We start from the raw sequence: 17,804 nt of genomic DNA on the forward strand, positions 1-17,804 counted from the left end.
TGGACCTCCTGAAAAATACAGGCATACTACGCCACCCTTGTATTTGGTCAAATATTCCCTCCCATGACTACCGAACAGACACTAATGGAGCGCAGCGGCTCCCAATGTGAGCTATGCAGCTCAACAAACGACCTGAGCGTTTTCGCCATCCCACCAGAAAATGATACCTCTAACCCCGACCAGTGCATTCTGACCTGCGATAATTGCCGTGGGCAGATTAGCCAGTCGGAAACCATGGATGCCAATCACTGGCGCTGCCTGAATGACAGCATGTGGAGTCAGGTTCCTGCGGTTCAGGTGATGGCGTGGCGCCTGCTGAACCGCCTTTCAACTGAAGGCTGGGCTCAGAGCCTGCTGGACATGATGTATCTGGATGATGAAACCCGTCAGTGGGCAGAGTCGGGCATAAACACCGATGAGTCAGAAGCACCCACTCTGGATAGCAACGGCTCTGTTTTAAGTGCAGGCGACACCGTAACTCTGATCAAGGACCTTCCTGTTAAAGGTGCCGGCTTTACCGCCAAGCGTGGTACTGCGGTTCGAAGTATCTCTCTGACCGACAACCCTGAGCAGATTGAGGGGCGCGTCAATGGCGTCAGAATTGTTCTTTTAACAAAATATCTGAAAAAAGCATAAAGCCTGTCATACGACAGGCTCTTCCTCTTTATGGTGGAAAGGCCTGTCGGAATATTTCTTTTTCAGCTGAAGCGATGGACTGTATGGCAATACATCCATAACCTGACCATTAGTAATCTGCTGCTGAATACTCCGCCAGTAACTGGCGGTAAAAAGATCACCGTGAAGCCGGTTAAAACGTTTGCGAATGGCCAGATCAGGAAACAGAAAAACAGGAAACTCTTCTGGGAAAATATCACCAGGTGAAACGGAATACCAAGGCTCGGCTGACAGCTCTTGCTCTGGGTATAACGCCTCAGGAATATCCCGGAAGTTGCATTCAGTCAGATAAATAATCTCATCATAATCATAAAAAACGACTCTGCCATGACGTGTTACACCAAAGTTTTTCAATAACATATCACCAGGGAAGATATTCGCTGCAGCCAGCTGCTTTATAGCCCTGCCATACTCATTAAGCACATCATCCAAAGCCTGTTCATTGCCGTCTTCCACCAGCTGCTCAACATAGATATTCATAGGCATCATTCGCCGTTCTGTATACAGATGGCGAATCAGAACCTTGTCGTCGTAAACAATAACGGTAGAAGGAGCAACCTGCTGCAACTCCTCCAGTAACTCGTCACTGAAGCGGAAGCGGGGAAGTATAAGGTTTGAATACTCCTGGGTATCGGCCATCCGCCCTACCCGGTCATGGGTTTTAACCAGATAGTAACGATCCTTGACCATTGCCTTGCTGATATCTTTGGGCGGTGCGAAACGATCCTTTATAACTTTAAACACCATATCCAGAGAAGGAAGTGTAAATACTGACATCACCATTCCCTTCACCCCTGGAGCAATCACAAACTGGTCAGAGGAGTTTTGCAGGTGCTTGAGAAAATCCCGGTAGAAAACACTCTTACCATGCTTAAAGAAACCGATGGAATTATAAAGCTCCGCACGATTTTTCTCAGGAATCAGGGTTTGCAGGAACTCAATGCACTCCGAAGGAATTCGGGCATCCACTAAAAAGTACGAGCGGGTAAAACTGAACAGCACACTGACACAATCATTTTCACAGAGTAAAGCATCAACATAGAGCTCACCCTGCTCATTATTCAGAACCGCAAGCACGAAAGGCTGAAGATCATCGCCAGCCACCAGCCTGCCCACCAGGTAGGCCGCTTTATTACGGAAAAAAACCCACTTCAGAACATCTACCCGAACATTGCTGCGCTTAACCCATGACGGCTGTGTCTTCTGCAGCGCATGGATAATATTGCGAATATCCCTACGCCGATATTCCCAGGGCAATTCAAACTGGAAGTCATCGAGTATCTGACCCACAAGGCTAACCAGCCCCTGCTTCTGGTACTTATCTTGAAAATAGCTTCGATAAATACCCCTGGCGCTCTGAACCTTGAAGCCATCAAATTCAGACTGGATAAAGCAGTGACGAGGGTTCACTGCCTCTCCTTTAAATACCTTTCGATAGATTGAGTTATAAAAGGTTTCTGCAAGCTCAGGATCCGTCCGATAGGAGATCAAGTCCAGATAGGCATTATGGACATCCTGCCAGCAGTCACTGTTACGAAACCAGGATTCTTCAACCTGAGATGTCAGCGTCTCCATCACGTCGGTGACAGCGACATAGTAGAGATTGATACGGTCAGAGGCTGAATTTTGTGCAGCACTCCAGTCCGCCTTCAAAAAGCGGTCCCGTGCACCCAAGGTGATGTCAGTAAATCGCGTTCGATAGTCACTGAACCCTTCGAGAATGATTCTGGCAATCTGTCGGGCTATGGAAGTATTCATTACTGCACCATTGTTGTTTTAGTGTAAGAAGTGCAGTTACCGGTTAACTCTATCAGATTAACAGGCGGGTTCGAGCCTTCAGATCAGGCTCAGGCCCTACAGCACCTCTTTCCTCTCGGCGGCTCTGAATTATCAGATTTGCGGAAGCCATTTATCACGCGTCTAAGAGGTTTTATATTAACTCAATTTCATATTTTTATGCCTCGCCGCCCCTGAAGCCCACCCGTATGAACCATCAACAGGCGCTTGGCCCTGCAAGACGAGTCAGGTTTCAAATTTTCAGCCAGCGAGTGCCATATGGCAAACAGCACTTTACCGGTATATACCGGATCCAGGGGGATTGCCGTCTCATTCTCAAACGATTTTATAAATGACAGTAACTCTTTTGTAGTACGAGCGTACCCGCCATGATGACAATCCGTCAACAGTGTCCAGTTATCTAATGAGTGAAGTGTATATTTGTGGATATCATTACGCAGAAAATCGGCTCCTTTAAGAACAGCAACACCTTTTATCTGTGTACCAGGTAACTCATCTGAAGCAGCCAGCGATAGACCTGCCAGAGTGGCACCTGTTCCACAGGCAAGCCAGATTTCATCATAGCTCCCGGAGGAGATTTGTCCTGCAGCAAGAATTTCCCGACAACCCAACACACCAAGGGGGTTGCTGCCACCTTCAGGCACAATATGTACATCTCGTGCAGACAAGCCTAATTGAGACAATATCTTATCGAGCAAATATGCTTCATTTTTTCGACGATAATCACTTCTGGACAAGTAATGTAATTTCATTCCCCAGTTGACGGCATCAACCAACGTAGCAGAAAGCGGTTCAACCGGCTCTCCTCGAATAACACCAATGGTTGGCATTCCAAACCGGTGACCGGCCGCAGCCAGGGCATGAATATGATTTGACCAGGCTCCACCAAAACTGAGAATGGCAGAGTTCCCCTCTCTCTGAGCTGAAAGGATATTGTGCTTCAGCTTGTACCATTTATTGCCACTGATCTCAGGGTCAAGCTCATCCAACCGTAAAATATCAAGGGATACATTCGCTTCACGGAGCCATTCAGTATTTACAGACTGAACAGGAACCGTCTTATCCAATACATCAATAGATTCGAATACCATATTTCAATAACTGCTTCGGGAGGTATACATCCAGCTGCTTGGCCTGATCTTCTTCCAGGGCAATAACATTCAGCTCATATTTCCGGTAAAGATTCAGTTTTTCCAACTTCGACTGATGGTAGAGGTTATCACCGGAGTGCCCCAGATACTCGAGATAAACATTGCCCGCCGGCAGATAAAACTCACCATAAATACTCTCTGCTACAGGAAGACGACGTTCGTATGCATGGGTAATACCCGCCAGGTAAAGCCAGTTATCGATCAGCAGCTCGGTTTTTGAACGGACAAGATGGCCATCTGCACAACGAAGTTTGGCAGGAAAGTCGGCCCGATAATGGTTAATAGGGTCATCCGCCTCCAAATCCAGGCCTATGGCGTGGGTCAGATCAGCTCTGATCTCTTTCAGCGAAGAACGCACGGCTGGCTGATCAAGTACGGCTGCTGGCCAACAAACCCAGCTGCGATCAGTTGCTGGACTTCCTCGCTGTTCACCTCCTGAGCGCATACCGGCTGCTGTCACTTTCCAGCCAGACTCGTCGTGTTTAATCCAACCTAATTCTGCAAATAGTAAATTAATCTGTCGAGCAGAAACACCGGCACTGTGGGCAAGCCCTGTTGCTGTCAGCTGGTCTCCAATATTCACATTGTCTGAAACGGTTTCTTTACCGATCCTCACCACCTCTGGCCAGACAATGTAAGTTCCATATTTAACATGTGTTGTATACTCTCCCCCCTCTTCACACCCCTTACTGGTCAACACCCAACTATCATTAGCACGCTCAATCCACCCGGCCTGCTCCATTTTTCTGAATAATTCTCCAACAGGAAGCTCCAGTGAGCGAGCGAGAGCACTGGTGGAGAGCTTATTTTTTACGGAATCGGACATAAAGGGCGCCTTCAGCAATTGTTCTGAAAATTTACTGAAGGCTGCAGTAGAAAAAAAGGGATATTAGACAAAATAGGCAATATTCAGGTGAGAAATCTGTCATTCCCCACCAGTATCACACCTTACTCTTCAATCTGTGCTGGAACATATCTCATATAAGGTTTTCCGGATGGAACGTCTTTCTGATGAAAAGACACTCTATCTATTCCAGGAGCCAGCATAACATCATCCCCTTTGTGCCAGTTAGCGGGCGTCGCTACCTCTCCTTGCTGTAATGCTATCTCATCAAGTGCATCCAGAACCCGGGACAACTCATCGAAATTACGACCAATCTGCATTGGGTAGGTCCAGGTAACCTCTATTATTTTGCTGTCATTATTGATGATGAATACTGACCGAACTGTTTTATTTTCTTTTGCTGTACGAGGTGAGCCACCTTTGGCACCTGCAGGCAACATACCGTATAGCTTGGCTACTTTCAGGTCGATGTCAGCAATTAGAGGAAATTCAATCTCTGCGGCATCCGCAATGACCGCAACATCTTTCAACCACTCTTGATGTGTTTCAACGGAGTTAAGACTCAGACCTATGATATTAACTCCTCTTTCTCTAAAAGAGGGCATCAGTTTCTGGACTGCAGCCAACTCTGTTGTACAAACCGGTGTAAAGTCCTGAGGATGAGAAAATAGAACGGTATACCGCCCCCCCTGATGCTGAATCCAATCATAAAATTTTACTGTTTCACCCGTTGACAGGGGTGCCTTAAAATCGGGAGCTACATCACCAAACCCAAGCCCCCAGGATAAAGAACATTGAAAGTAGCCAATAACAATAATGAAAATCGCCAAAAAAAGTGAATTTCTGTTCCTGCCTTTTTTCCTACATTCTTGAGGAGTTCTATAAACACATTTCATCAAAAATCACCGTAAATAAGCCCATATTCAAGCTGAACTGCCAATACAATTAAGCTCAGCAGGCCTGCTTCCAATAACCTGAAAGTCAGTGAAATGAGGTTAGTAGTAGACGTTAATGGCAGTTAGATACTTTCGTATCGAAATATAGCTGGAGAAATTTCAGAAAATAATAAGCGCAGACTCATGACCTGAAAAATGCAATATGTCCACGTTATAGCAATTAAGTTTTCTAAACCCGTTTGAGCATGGTGAGCTGGACAGAAAGGCAATACCCATAGGGCATAAAGGCGAATTGACGAGTCATAGCTATGGCGAGGAACTTCAACGCAGAATTTCTGTTCAGCTCGACAGGGCAATAGTGGTTTAGAAAGTGCATTCGATCTGTATTCATAAGCCACATCTTCTACACTCATTAAATATGTAGCCCCTTACTCATACCCAGTTTGGTTACCATGAAAAACAATCCCCTCTCTCTTGAACACTATCAACGCCCTCCCCTGGAGGCTCCGCATAGTGCTGATAGAATTCTGCTGCATTCCTGCTGCGCGCCCTGCGCAGGAGAAGTCATGGAAGCGATTCAAGCTTCAGGTATAGATCAGACAGTCTTCTTTTATAACCCCAATATCCATCCTGCTGAGGAGTACCAGCTTCGCAAGGATGAGAATAAACGGTACTGTGACAAACTCTCCATTCCTTTTATCGATGCTGATTACGATACGGACAACTGGTTTGAACGAACCCGGGGACTGGAAAACGAACCTGAGCGAGGCCAGCGCTGCACAGTCTGCTTTGATATGCGATTTGAGCGAACGGCCCTCTACGCTTACGAACATGGCTTCCCGATAATCTCAAGCACACTGGGAATATCTCGCTGGAAGAATATGGAACAAATCAATGACTGTGGAATCAGATCCGCGGAGCATTATCCTGGCATTACCTATTGGACCTACAACTGGCGCAAAAAAGGAGGCAGTCAGAGAATGATTGAGCTCTCAAAACAGGAAGCGTTCTATCAACAGGAGTATTGTGGTTGTGTATATAGTTTACGGGACACCAATCATTACAGAATGTCACAGGGGCGCACGCGAATTAAAAGACTGGTTAATTTTTATGGCCAAAACCAAAAAGAAAGTGACTCCATTATTGCTAAATCTTCCTGAAATCAAATCATATTAGAAATAGGGTCTATATTGGTAAATTAACTTTTTTAATTCTCTCAGTGTGTCCTGAATAGATACCAATAAAAAATGAAAAAGATTATCCGAGTGACTCTTACCTGCTCACTACCCATACTTCTGGCAATCTCTGTACCATGGTATCGAGAAAAAGAAGACAACCGTATTTACAGCCTCTTTGAAGGTTTACCAGACTGGGTAGCCGTGGCGCTAATCTGTTATGCACTGATCCCCCTCATTAATATCTTTATCTGGGCAACTTACTCTTCGGATAGCAAACAAGACCAATAATCCATGCCTTCCATTGCTTTCAGTCTGATCAACATCGCCGTTTACCTGCTCATTCTGATACCCGTTTGTATCAAGGCCAAACGCAGCAGTCTTCAGCACAGTGCAGCCGATCACTATCTGGCTAATCGCTCACTTGGCTTTATGGTTCTCTTCCTGACCATTTATGCCACAACCTTCAGCGGCAATATTCTTGGCGTCAGTGGCCAAGCCTATCGTACCGGCTTTACCTGGGTCATGTTTGCTGGCCTGGTTGCAGCAATTACCACCTCATTCCACCTGGTTGTTCCCAAACTAAGACCACTGAGCGTCAAATATCACTTCATTACCCCCGGTGACTGGATTCGTTACCGTTTTGGTCCAGACGCCAATACACTTAGAGTCCTGGTCTCCATTGTTCTGATTCTCTCTCTCGGCAACTTCTTATTTGCCCAGTTAAAAGCAGCAGGCGAGATTATCGTTGTCATGACTCAGGAAACCATCCCTTATGAATTTGGTGTTTTGGGCTTTGCCCTGGTCATTCTGACCTATGACATTCTTGGCGGGCTACGGGCGGTTGCGTGGACTGACATGATTCAGGGATTGATTATGCTGGCTGGCTTCACTTGTCTTGGTCTGTGGATTATTGACACATCCGGAGGAATGGAAAAACTCTCAACGTCCATCGCTCTGCAAAGACCTGAAAGCACTCAGATTCCGGGGACAACAACACTGATCCAGTGGTTTAGTTTGATGTTTCTAGGCGGTCTATCCATCACCATATATCCGCAGACTCTACAGCGAATTTTTGCCGCTTCCTCGGACAAAGCCCTCTATCAGTCATTGGCGGCCATGGGGATTGTTGCCCTCTTTACCAGCACCATTTTTCTCTTCACCGGCTGGGTTGCTATCCCTCTTTTCAGCCTTGATCCAGGATTTCAAGCTGATCAGGTTCTTCCCAGACTACTTGAGCACTGGGCCGCCAGTAATATCTGGAACCGGATCAGCGCCATGATGGTACTGCTTTCCATTCTAGCCGCTATCATGTCTACTGCAGACTCCGTCTTACTGTCACTGGTTTCCATGATCAGGCATGACCTACTAAAAAGCACAAAAAGAGAAGGCCTCAAGTTTGATACCGTCATCACCATTATTTTAATGAGCCTGATAGCCATACTCGCGCTTTATCGAGACATTACATTATGGCGTCTTATTGAGCTCAAGCTGGAACTGCTTATTCAGTGCTTTCCTGCCTTTATCCTTTCTCTGCATTGGCGCAAAGTCACATCTTTGCCCATTCTGGCCGGGTTATTAGCAGGCCTTTTGATTCTGGCGTTTATGCTCACGGCAGATATTAAACAAATATTTGGGATTAACGCAGGACTGATCGCGCTAGCAGGTAACATGACCCTGATCATCTGCATTTACTTTATACAAAAGCTGGCGCCACCTAAAGCGCTTAGCAACCAGCTTGTTTCTAAATAGCTGTCTTCAGCTAATACTTTTCTTCGATGGTGGGGACAATGGTTTTTTGACCAATGGCCAAAATAACTCTTCTGCCCAGTGCAGACGTTTACCAATGGGCAAACCAAAACGAGTTTGCCGCCTGTTAGGAATTTTGGCTGTACCAAACAAGGTATCAAATATAAACAGTGTAATGGCGTAATTCCCGTTAGGGTGAGCCCCCTTTCCAAAAGCATGGTGGGCATGATGGGTATCCGGCAAAGTAATAATACGTTCAATCACGCGCCAGAATGGCTCTGACCAGGGCATCTTCTCCCTCAGCCATAAATCCCAACGAAAAGTGGTATGCGTAAGGGCGTTGACGGTATAAGTAACCAGAACTGCTGCCACATAAGGTTCTCCCAACCCAAGATAGATTGCCAGCGGTCCAAACCAGCTTTGGGGTAGCAATAACACCCAGAACACGTTATAGCGGTATAAAACGCCAATATTCAGATTTTCTGCTGTATGGTGTGTACGGTGGAGCTTCCAGAACCAGCGCCACTCATGGGAAAACCGGTGTAACCAGTAATGCAGGAATTCTTGAGTAATAAAAATCACCGCAAAAGCTAACCAGAAATTAGTCCCGGCCATAACTCCTGCACCCTCCTGAAAAAACATCAGGACCAGAATACCCGACAATGTTCCAACTACCGGAGAAGAAAGGAGAACATGAGCGCTTAACCCTGCCAGCGTTAACCCTGCATCCCTTAAAGGCCTGTCGCCTTTATGAATTCGGCCAGCCATTAACTCAACCAGAAAAGCCAAAATAAAAACAGTAAGAACCACAATACCTAACAATTGCTGTTCCGGTGAGGGTATGGGGAACATAAGTATTTCCTTTTTTATTATTATTGGTTTTGTTTTCGCCAGCGGTTTCAACTCATCACTGTTTCAAGCCGCCAACAATAAAGGCAATCAACTGTTGAGATTGCTCAATCAAATAATGATTTGTCCATATTTCAGGTTGCTGACGCCTTAACAGGTCCCATAAAGCGACAGTATGAATAAGCTGCGTACCGGCAAAACCCATACGAGAGCGAAACTCGCTTTGATTCAGTTCAGGCAGGGCATCTCGCATCATCTGACTCATTAACTGCAACGAGCTTGAACGGGGACCATCAAATAGCAGTTGATCATGCTGTCCGCTCTGTGCCAATTGCGTAACCAGGCTGACATAATACCCTTCAGCTGGATACTCGATCAGGTTATGAATATAGGGCATCACTAATGCTTCCACCAAAGCCTTCACAGACTCGGCCTGATCCGGCTTAATAGCCATCAGCATTTCATGTCGCCGGGCATTTAGAGGAATCATGCGCAGGTCGAGAATGGCTGAGACCAGCCCCGCTCTACTCCCAAAATGATACTGAACCGCTGAATTATTTCTCTGCCCTGCCTCCCTGGCAATTTCCCGCTCAGAAATAGCATTCAGTCCTTTTTCTGCAATCATCTTTTCTGCAACCAGAATCAGACTCATCTTGGCTTTATTAAATTGAGGCAGACTCAGGGCTGTTGTATTGGGAGTTTCTTTATTCATGCTCACATTAAGTCACAGGAAAAAATTTAAGTCAACTGACTTAAATTAAAAAAAACCGCACTGCATATTGCTAATCTCTGGATACCGAAAGCCATTGGTATTACTATCCGCCCGAGAAATAGGGCTCAAATGAAAACACCATATTGTTTACCCCAATACCCGGGAATGCCTGATAATTTTTCCTGATATTTGACAGGGGTCTTCACTATGTCCGTCAGCGAAGAGTTCATCCACATACTGGATTCTGAACCATAATTACCTGAACCAGAGCGTTACTGAGAGCACTCTTAATCCCAGTCTGGGATTTCCTATTTTGTTTTCCTGTCAGGCCGATAAAACCTGAAATAAATCGCTCACTCTCTATCTGTTAACACCGTTATCGGGCTATACACTATGACTCGTTTTGTTGCGCCACTGTCAGGTATGTTTATTTTCGCACTGGCTAGCGGATACCTGATGACACTGATTCCCTTACGAATCAATGCAACAGATGGCAATGACTTTATGGCCGGCTTAATGGGAACGGTTTATTACCTGGGATTACTGGCAGGTTCATTCCGCTCAGAGAACATTGTCAGCCGGGTAGGTCATATTCGTTCTTTTTCCTGCTTTATGGCCTTACTTTGTGCCAGTGTGTTAAGCCTTGCTCTCTCAGAAAACACCTATGTATGGCTCCTGCTGCGCTTTATAAACGGCATGGCGGTCGCTGGAATTTTCGTGGTTGTTGAATCCTGGCTGCTCTGTGAAAGTGATAGCTCAAACCGGGGAAGAGTTCTCTCTTTCTATATGGTGTCACTGTATGGCGCCAATGCCATCGGCCAGCTTTTTGTCGGCTTTCTGGACAGTAGCACCCTGACCCCCTTCATCCTGATTGGGATTCTGCTGTCAGTGTCCATTTTCCCTCCCGCAATGACCCGAATCCCTACACCGGAAATTCAGGAGGCGTCGTCCCTGGGGTTCAGAAAGCTCTATGAACTGACACCTTCTGGAGTTCTGGGGTGTTTTGCTGGAGGCTTGGTATTGGGCGGCCTGTACTCAATGCTGCCCATTTACCTGGCCGATCAAAGTGGCAGTGATGACCACACCGTAGCCCTGTTTCTGGCGGTCACCATGATTGGTGGAATGGCATTACAATTTCCGGTAGGTTACCTGTCAGACATTATTGATCGCCGGAAAATGCTTATTGCTGTAGCACTGGCAGGCTGCGTCGTCTGCTTTGGACTGATATTAACCCCCGAAAACAGCTGGCTGAACTTTCCTCTCTTATTCCTCTTTGGAGGAGCCACTTTTACGCTCTACCCACTGGCCATCAGTCATGGCTGTGACCACATGCACCCGGATGATATCGTTGCTGGCACCCAGGGACTTTTGCTGGCATACAGCTTTGGTGCCTGTATCGGCCCGGTAATGGCATCGCTGTTTATGGGACATATACCGGAAGGGTTAATGCTCTACTTTATCGCCATCATGAGTATTACCGGCATCTTCTTCCTGATTCGAATGGCTTATCGTCCTGCAATCTACTCAAGCGATGAACAACCCTTTGTACCAGTGCCTCGGACCACACCTATCGTCGCGCAAATCGACCCTCGTTCTGAGGCTGAAGAACTACTCGACGCTGAAGAGCCAATCAAATAAATACTAACAACTCCAACCTTCCGGGCAGACAAATAATTTAAACCAATGCCCGGAGTTTCCTTCTGATACCAATTAAGTTTTCTAAACCCTTTATGAGCATGGTGAGCTGGGCTAAAAGGCAAGGCGAAGTGGCGAGTCATAGCCATAGCTATGGCGAGGAGTTTCAGCCAAGAAGCTCTGCTAAGATCACCAGCACAACAGGGATTTAGAAAATGCAATTGGTATAATAAATGTGCCTATTCAGGGCGCACAGTCAGAGTAATCATATCCTGATACACTCCAGCGGGTAAGCCATTAACCAGCATCTCAGTTAAAGGATATTCTTCAGAGCCAACCTTTTTAATACAGCCTCTATAAACGAAAAAACCCTTACGACAGATATCGTAAGGGTTTTAATGTATACAGGAGGGAGTGCTTTGGCTGAAACCTTAATTACTTCCGACTCTCCACTGTGCTTTTATTATTTATGTCAATTGATCTGGATTCTCAGGAGATATCATATTCGCTATCACCCATAGAATGTTCCTCTTATATTTTGGGAGATTCATCCTACAAATCAGGTTCTTGTTTAACCGCTGCCCAAAGCAGCCTCTCACCCATTTTTATCGTATCTTCATCGTCAACAGCAAACGGTGTAATCGGGTACTGATCTATAGAAGTAGAGGATTCAATAGTTGGCTCATTGATAAACTCCATATATTGCTTACAGGTATTAGCCCAACTTTTCGTACTGCAGTAATCAATTTGGGCTTTTCGTATCTGATCAAAATCATTCAATGTCAATAGCAAAGCTTCAGCCAACTGCGCATTATTCTCAGGATCAAAGCTTTTAGCTCCCGCTTTAACAAGCTCATCCACTGCACCTGTTTTATTTGAAACCACGACAGGAATACCACAATTTGCTGTTTCAAAAGGTGCCAACCCATACGACTCATGTAGAGAATACAACCCTCCTACTGCATTACTATGGCGGCCTAAATACCTTTGCAAACCAGCATAATCTTTACCGGCAGGTAAGGAAAGCGCAGTCCATTTCCCTTTAATCCTGGGATCATTCGTTATGTTTGCCAGAAAAATCAACTGTTCCAATGCAGCGCCTGTGAATTTATCCAGACGAATGCTCATAGTTCGTACTTTTTCTTCTCCATGCAGCTCAATTAAGCCTTGCATCTCCATTATATAATTTTTATTAACATCCCTGCTTGAGCCATTAATAACGAATACCAGATTGACCCTGTCTTGAAGTTGCTGATTCCCAATATAAGCGTTCGCTAATCCATGAAAGTTCTTTCCTCTATCTAATCTGCCTAGAGCAAGAACAACCGGCAGTCTAGCCCTGCAAGAGGAGATATCCTTACTCACCCTATCAATAAACACCTCTTCCGCAAACTGTTCATGTTCGAACATATCAGGATTATTATTTAACCCAAATATCTCAGTATCAATACCTGGATGAATCACCCTGATGTTTGCCTGATTATCGAAAACAGTCCGGAGTTCTTCAAAAGGTAGTGTATAAGGAAAAGAGCTGAGCTGAGTGTCATATTCTTCCGGAGAGTTCAAAATTACTTTTATTGATGGGTTTGATATCATCAATCGTTCAGCAAGAATCCTGGATGGAAAAAGGTATCTCTGATCAGACAATAACTGCTTTACCTCACGATTCACTATTTCAGTCTTATTGATGGCAGGGTTAGCTGCCTCTTCTTTATGAACACTAGCTTTCAATAATGCGATAAATTTTTTATAGCCCATACTGTGAGGCACAAGCGCTATTTTTGGAAATCGGCTTACCCCTGCTGTTCTCCATTCATCCAACATGCTGGAACATGCAAGATATGAGTCCCAATAATTCATAAAAATCATCGCTGGAGTGTGTCGATCATATTTATCTGTAACCAGCCTCTCTCCCCACTCCGATACTCTTGAATAGTAAGCATTTTTATTATTTTCAACACCTTCTTTATCTATATAACTTCCATCGTAGGATATGGATGCCCTTTCAACGATATCCTCTACCCCCTCATTAAACATTCCAAGAAAGCTGGCCCCGGTTCTCTGGGAAACAATAGTCAGTTTAGTGTCAGGACATACAGCTTTGATACCTTCCGCAAAGTTTCTTACAAATGCAATTTGTCCTCCCATACAACTTGTGCCCGGAAAATTCATAAATCGGATCGATTCCGCTCCGATCGCCCCCTGTGGGTTTAGAATCAGAAGACGTTTTCCATTAACCACTTCAATCTTTCGCTTCATTTCACCGTGAACTAATGAAACGTTTTTTCTCCATGCAGAAAAATCTTCTAGCGCAGATAAAGCTGGCCCATATAAGGACATGCAACCAGAAGCACTGCTTTCAAAAAGCATCTCATAACACCTCAATACTGGTCAGAAAAACAAAAATATTGATCCAAATGAACACTGAAAAGAAATATAAGTCGATGATTGTTTGTAATCCGGTATTCGACCGACTAATTAATAAATAGTTCAGTCCTTCCACAGCAAGAGCTTAAGCCAAAAATAGCTCTGCATAGATATCCAGCTCGGACAACCGTCACACACTGCAGACAGTGATTTTTCGGTCTTCAATTACTTCTTATATGAAACCCCGACCGTATCGTCCTTAACGATAATGACCGAATTATCCCAGAACAATGCCTGACAAGTAGCGTAACCATTGCTCGCAGGAATAGTGGTGACGTCCCTGCTCCCTCCGGTATTAATGGCCTGAACTGCAGCTAGACATTAGTAGTAGCCATCGTCCCACCTCCCTTTCGCTTTTCTGGAAACCACAAAAAAGGGCAATGCCCGAAAGCACTGCCCTTCTTCTCCTCACTTTATGCGAGGTTAGAGACTACAATATTGCAGCCCCGACCATTACAGTGGTCGAATATCTTCAGCCTGTGGGCCTTTCTGCCCCTGAGTCACTGTGAATTCAACACGCTGACCTTCTGTCAGTGTTTTGAAGCCATCACCTATGATTTGACGGAAGTGAGCAAACACGTCTGGTCCGCCATTTTCCTGGGCGATGAAACCAAAACCTTTCTCATCATTGAACCACTTAACAGTACCGGTAGTAGTAGACATAGTCATATCCAGAAATTTAATAATAAATGTGCCTTTTGATAAGGCGGTGGAGCTAGAAGCTTATTATCACTTATGAAGACTATGACGAGTTACTACACCCGGAACATCAAATCTTTGCATAAAAAATAAATCACACTTTTAACGTTCCGCCATTATACAGGGTAGTATCCTAATCGCTATGGGCACTTGTATTCAATCAATAACACAAGGTACTCAGTCACAGGTGTACAGATGCTTAATAATGCCTTTCCAGCTGAATACTTTGGAGGGCTCGACTTCGTTCAGAAGAGACAAAAGGTAAGAAAAGCGTACAGAATTGATGCTAAATGATGAAGGCTAAAAACTACGGGTAATGCAAACAGTCTACTATAGACAAAACCAGGCACAACAAAGACCCAACAACATATGTCGCTGGGGTTTCAATGTATGTTGGTGAGGCAGGAACCGGCTGCTGAATATTTTGATTTCATGTGTAGACGTTCAGATCAGGTCTGAACGTCTACACATGCTCAAATGAAAAGCTGAGCCGACAATGCCTACATTATTTTAGGGTAACTTCTGATTTCTTCGTTTTTACACGAGGCCTTGAAATCGCCCAAGCCGAAAAACCAACCAGTGCGGCCTGCAAATCGATGCCAGAGCGTTGCTGTGCCATAGGTTCAGGCATTTCAACCGCTCCCTCTTCAGGCTCCCAACCGGCATCTATAACTGGTTCACAGGCACCTTCAACATCACCATTCGCTTTACAGCCTGAATCTTCAGCAGGCTCATACTCAATCTGCACAGGTTCTTCTTCAGGTACCTGTTGCTCATTCACAGGAGCCTCTTCCAACGGCACTTCCTGTTGCTCCGCTTCAAACTCAGTGGCCGCCACTTCACCAGAAGCAAGAGAGCTCTGTTGAGATACAGGTGTTAACCGTGAAAAGGCATCTTGAGCATCTTCAGTGAACAGTGCGGTTTCCAGCGCCCTGCTTCTTGCTACCTGACCAAGACCAGATTCCGCAAAAAGCTGCTGAGCAAAGTTACTGAACAGATTGGTCTGCTGGCTTCTGATCAGGTCAAGACCATTCTGTGCCAGAGAAACAACAAATGTCGCCTGCTGCACATCGGTATTGGCATTAAAGGTAAAGCGGCCATATTCACCGACCATGACATCCTCACTGAGACTGCCATCAAAGAAGTCACCACCGAAATGCCCCTGCATACGATCCAGTCCAGAACCACCAATTAATGTATCAGCACCACCGGTGAACAGATCTACCGCTTCAATCACAATGGTAGATGGACTACGAGTCACTTGCGTACCATCGCCACCGATCAGGTCGTCTCCTGCAGCACCATCTAGGTAGTCACCACCAAAACCACCTATCATAATGTCGCGGTTCAGACCACCAACAATACGATCATTACCGCCAATGGTTGTGCTGCCAGTGCGAACTGTGAGGTAGCGCCCTTCCGAGTCATTCACAATGCGGCCATCATCGCCAATCATAATGGTTTCGCCGGAAGTGTTGTTCATCTGGTCATCACCGACACCACCAATCGCCTGATCACTGCCATTACCAAGATTGATAATGTCGTTACCACCGGTGCTGTTACTGACATCAGTACTGAAGACCTCATTGCGAATGCCTTCAATAAAGTTAACCTGACCATTATCGCCGATAACCGTATCGTTACCGTCACCTGAAGCCAGTTCATCGTTACCAAAGCCACCAAGAACCAGATCATTACCTGAACCGGACTCGATCAAGTCATCACCACCAAAAGCGAGCGCTATAGACTCAGCCCGGGTAATAATACCGGTGTCATCATAGGCAAGGATGGCGTTATCACCAGCGATATGATCATTACCACTGCCAGTGGTAATTTCATCACCACCCTGCCCACCAAGAATACGGTTGCTGCCATTACCTGCGTTGATGACATCATCACCTCCCAGTGATGTTTCGATTGTCACCATTTCCCGAAGCATGCCGCTGTCGTTAAAGGTGAACAAAGCATTATCACCAGAAACATAGTCATTTCCTGTCTCTGCGTTGATCACATCATCACCAAGACCGGCAATAATCAGATTATTTCCATCTCCGGCATTAATCGTATCGTTGCCACCAGTGGTTGTATCAATACTAATAAGTTCAATCAGAATACCAGCGCCGTTGTAGCTCAGGGTTCCATTATCCCCCATCACCAAATCATCATTGGCACCTGTAGCCACTTCATCGTTTCCAGCACCCGCAAGAATCCGGTTTTCACCACTACCAGCGTTGATAGTGTCATTGCCACCGGTCGTAGTGTCGATACTGGTCAATTCAATCACGACACCTGCATCGGTATAGGTTAATGATCCATTGTCGCCAACAATCACATCACCACCAGTTCCAGTGGTTACCTCATCATTACCAGCCCCGGCCAGAATATGGTTAGTGCCATTACCGGCATCAATCGTGTCATTGCCACCGGTTTCAGTGTCGATACTCGTCAATTCAACCAACACGCCTGCATCGGTATAGGTCAATGATCCATTGTCACCAACAACCACATCACCACCAGTTCCAGTGGTTACCTCATCATCACCAGCCCCGGCCAGAATAAGGTTAGTGCCATGACCGGCATCGATCGTGTCATTGCCACCGGTTTCAGTGTCGATACTCGTCAATTCAACCAACACACCTGCATCGGTATAGGTTAATGATCCATTGTCACCAACAACCACATCATTGTCAGTTCCTGTGGTTACCTCATCATTACCAGCCCCGGCCAGAATAAGGTTAGTGCCATTACCTGCATCAATCGTGTCATTGTCACCGGTTTCAGTGTCGATACTCGTCAATTCAACCAACACGCCTGCATCGCTATAGGTTAATGATCCATTGTCACCAGTAACCACATCATTGCCAGTTCCAGTAGTGACCTCATCATCACCAGCTCCGGCCAGAACAAGATTGCTACCATCACTCACATTGATAGTGTCATTGCCACCGGTTTCAGTGTCGATACTCGTCAATTCAACCAACACACCTGCGTTGGTATAGGTCAGTAAACCATTGTCACCAGTAACCACATCATTGCCAGTTCCAGTAGTGACCTCATCATCACCAGCTCCGGCCAGAATAAGGTTAATACCATTACCGGCATCGATCGTGTCATTGCCACCGGTTTCAGTGTCGAGACTCGTCAATTCAACCAACACGCCTGTATCGGTATAGGTCAGTGAACCATTGTCACCAG

13 protein-coding genes and 1 pseudogene are annotated in these 17,804 nt (G+C 45.6%); 5 read left to right on the plus strand and 9 right to left on the minus strand.

The window, feature by feature from the left end:
- The first annotated feature begins 63 nt into the window (after nucleotides 1-63).
- Nucleotides 64-636, plus strand: coding sequence for a PhnA domain-containing protein (locus GV64_RS17145; protein WP_026258422.1), 573 nt, complete (start codon nucleotides 64-66; stop codon nucleotides 634-636).
- A gap of 6 nt (nucleotides 637-642) precedes the next feature.
- Here the strand turns inward: GV64_RS17145 and aceK are convergent, their stop codons facing one another.
- The 4 genes from aceK to GV64_RS17165 all read right to left on the minus strand — a co-directional run bounded on the left by aceK (nucleotide 643) and on the right by GV64_RS17165 (nucleotide 5,297).
- On the minus strand, nucleotides 643-2,433 hold the full coding sequence (aceK, locus tag GV64_RS17150; RefSeq protein WP_020583701.1) for a bifunctional isocitrate dehydrogenase kinase/phosphatase: 1,791 nt from the start codon (nucleotides 2,431-2,433) through the stop codon (nucleotides 643-645).
- Nucleotides 2,434-2,621: 188 nt separating this feature from the next.
- Complete coding sequence (locus tag GV64_RS17155; protein ID WP_020583700.1) at nucleotides 2,622-3,563, minus strand: 1-aminocyclopropane-1-carboxylate deaminase/D-cysteine desulfhydrase; 942 nt, start codon at nucleotides 3,561-3,563, stop codon at nucleotides 2,622-2,624.
- Nucleotides 3,544-4,449, minus strand: coding sequence for a hypothetical protein (locus tag GV64_RS17160; protein ID WP_020583699.1), 906 nt, complete (start codon nucleotides 4,447-4,449; stop codon nucleotides 3,544-3,546). The genes GV64_RS17155 and GV64_RS17160 overlap by 20 nt, the downstream gene beginning before the upstream one ends.
- 122 nt (nucleotides 4,450-4,571) lie before the next feature.
- Nucleotides 4,572-5,297 (minus strand): redoxin domain-containing protein, encoded by a 726-nt coding sequence (locus GV64_RS17165; RefSeq protein ID WP_020583698.1) that lies wholly within the window; start codon nucleotides 5,295-5,297, stop codon nucleotides 4,572-4,574.
- A 518-nt stretch (nucleotides 5,298-5,815) separates the two neighbouring features.
- Between GV64_RS17165 and GV64_RS17170 the strand changes: the two genes are divergently transcribed.
- The 3 genes from GV64_RS17170 to GV64_RS17180 all read left to right on the plus strand — a co-directional run bounded on the left by GV64_RS17170 (nucleotide 5,816) and on the right by GV64_RS17180 (nucleotide 8,290).
- Nucleotides 5,816-6,523 (plus strand): epoxyqueuosine reductase QueH, encoded by a 708-nt coding sequence (locus GV64_RS17170; protein ID WP_033403415.1) that lies wholly within the window; start codon nucleotides 5,816-5,818, stop codon nucleotides 6,521-6,523.
- 87 nt (nucleotides 6,524-6,610) lie between these two features.
- A complete protein-coding gene (locus GV64_RS17175) occupies nucleotides 6,611-6,829 on the plus strand; it encodes a hypothetical protein (RefSeq protein ID WP_020583696.1) in 219 nt (72 codons plus the stop codon).
- A gap of 3 nt (nucleotides 6,830-6,832) precedes the next feature.
- Nucleotides 6,833-8,290, plus strand: a complete 1,458-nt coding sequence (locus GV64_RS17180; protein ID WP_020583695.1) for a sodium:solute symporter family protein — start codon at nucleotides 6,833-6,835, stop codon at nucleotides 8,288-8,290.
- Between the two features lie 6 nt (nucleotides 8,291-8,296).
- Here the strand turns inward: GV64_RS17180 and GV64_RS23945 are convergent, their stop codons facing one another.
- Nucleotides 8,297-9,139: a sterol desaturase family protein gene (locus GV64_RS23945; protein WP_020583694.1), complete on the minus strand. Its 843-nt coding sequence runs from the start codon at nucleotides 9,137-9,139 to the stop codon at nucleotides 8,297-8,299.
- Nucleotides 9,140-9,194: 55 nt separating this feature from the next.
- Nucleotides 9,195-9,848 (minus strand): TetR/AcrR family transcriptional regulator, encoded by a 654-nt coding sequence (locus GV64_RS23950; protein ID WP_020583693.1) that lies wholly within the window; start codon nucleotides 9,846-9,848, stop codon nucleotides 9,195-9,197.
- Between the two features lie 393 nt (nucleotides 9,849-10,241).
- Between GV64_RS23950 and GV64_RS17195 the strand changes: the two genes are divergently transcribed.
- On the plus strand, nucleotides 10,242-11,486 hold the full coding sequence (locus GV64_RS17195; protein ID WP_020583692.1) for an MFS transporter: 1,245 nt from the start codon (nucleotides 10,242-10,244) through the stop codon (nucleotides 11,484-11,486).
- A 549-nt stretch (nucleotides 11,487-12,035) separates the two neighbouring features.
- Here GV64_RS17195 and GV64_RS17200 read toward each other — a convergent pair.
- From GV64_RS17200 to GV64_RS25355, 3 genes and pseudogenes are all read right to left on the minus strand, one after another.
- Nucleotides 12,036-13,853, minus strand: a complete 1,818-nt coding sequence (locus GV64_RS17200; RefSeq protein ID WP_020583691.1) for a glycosyltransferase — start codon at nucleotides 13,851-13,853, stop codon at nucleotides 12,036-12,038.
- Between the two features lie 510 nt (nucleotides 13,854-14,363).
- The gene (gene cspE, locus GV64_RS17205) at nucleotides 14,364-14,573 is read right to left on the minus strand and encodes a transcription antiterminator/RNA stability regulator CspE (protein ID WP_020583690.1); all 210 of its coding nucleotides are present in this window, start codon (nucleotides 14,571-14,573) and stop codon (nucleotides 14,364-14,366) included.
- 541 nt (nucleotides 14,574-15,114) lie between these two features.
- Nucleotides 15,115-17,804, minus strand: a pseudogene (locus GV64_RS25355) (hypothetical protein); the annotation flags it as partial.

The organism is Endozoicomonas elysicola, from assembly GCF_000710775.1.
Taxonomy (GTDB): domain Bacteria; phylum Pseudomonadota; class Gammaproteobacteria; order Pseudomonadales; family Endozoicomonadaceae; genus Endozoicomonas; species Endozoicomonas elysicola.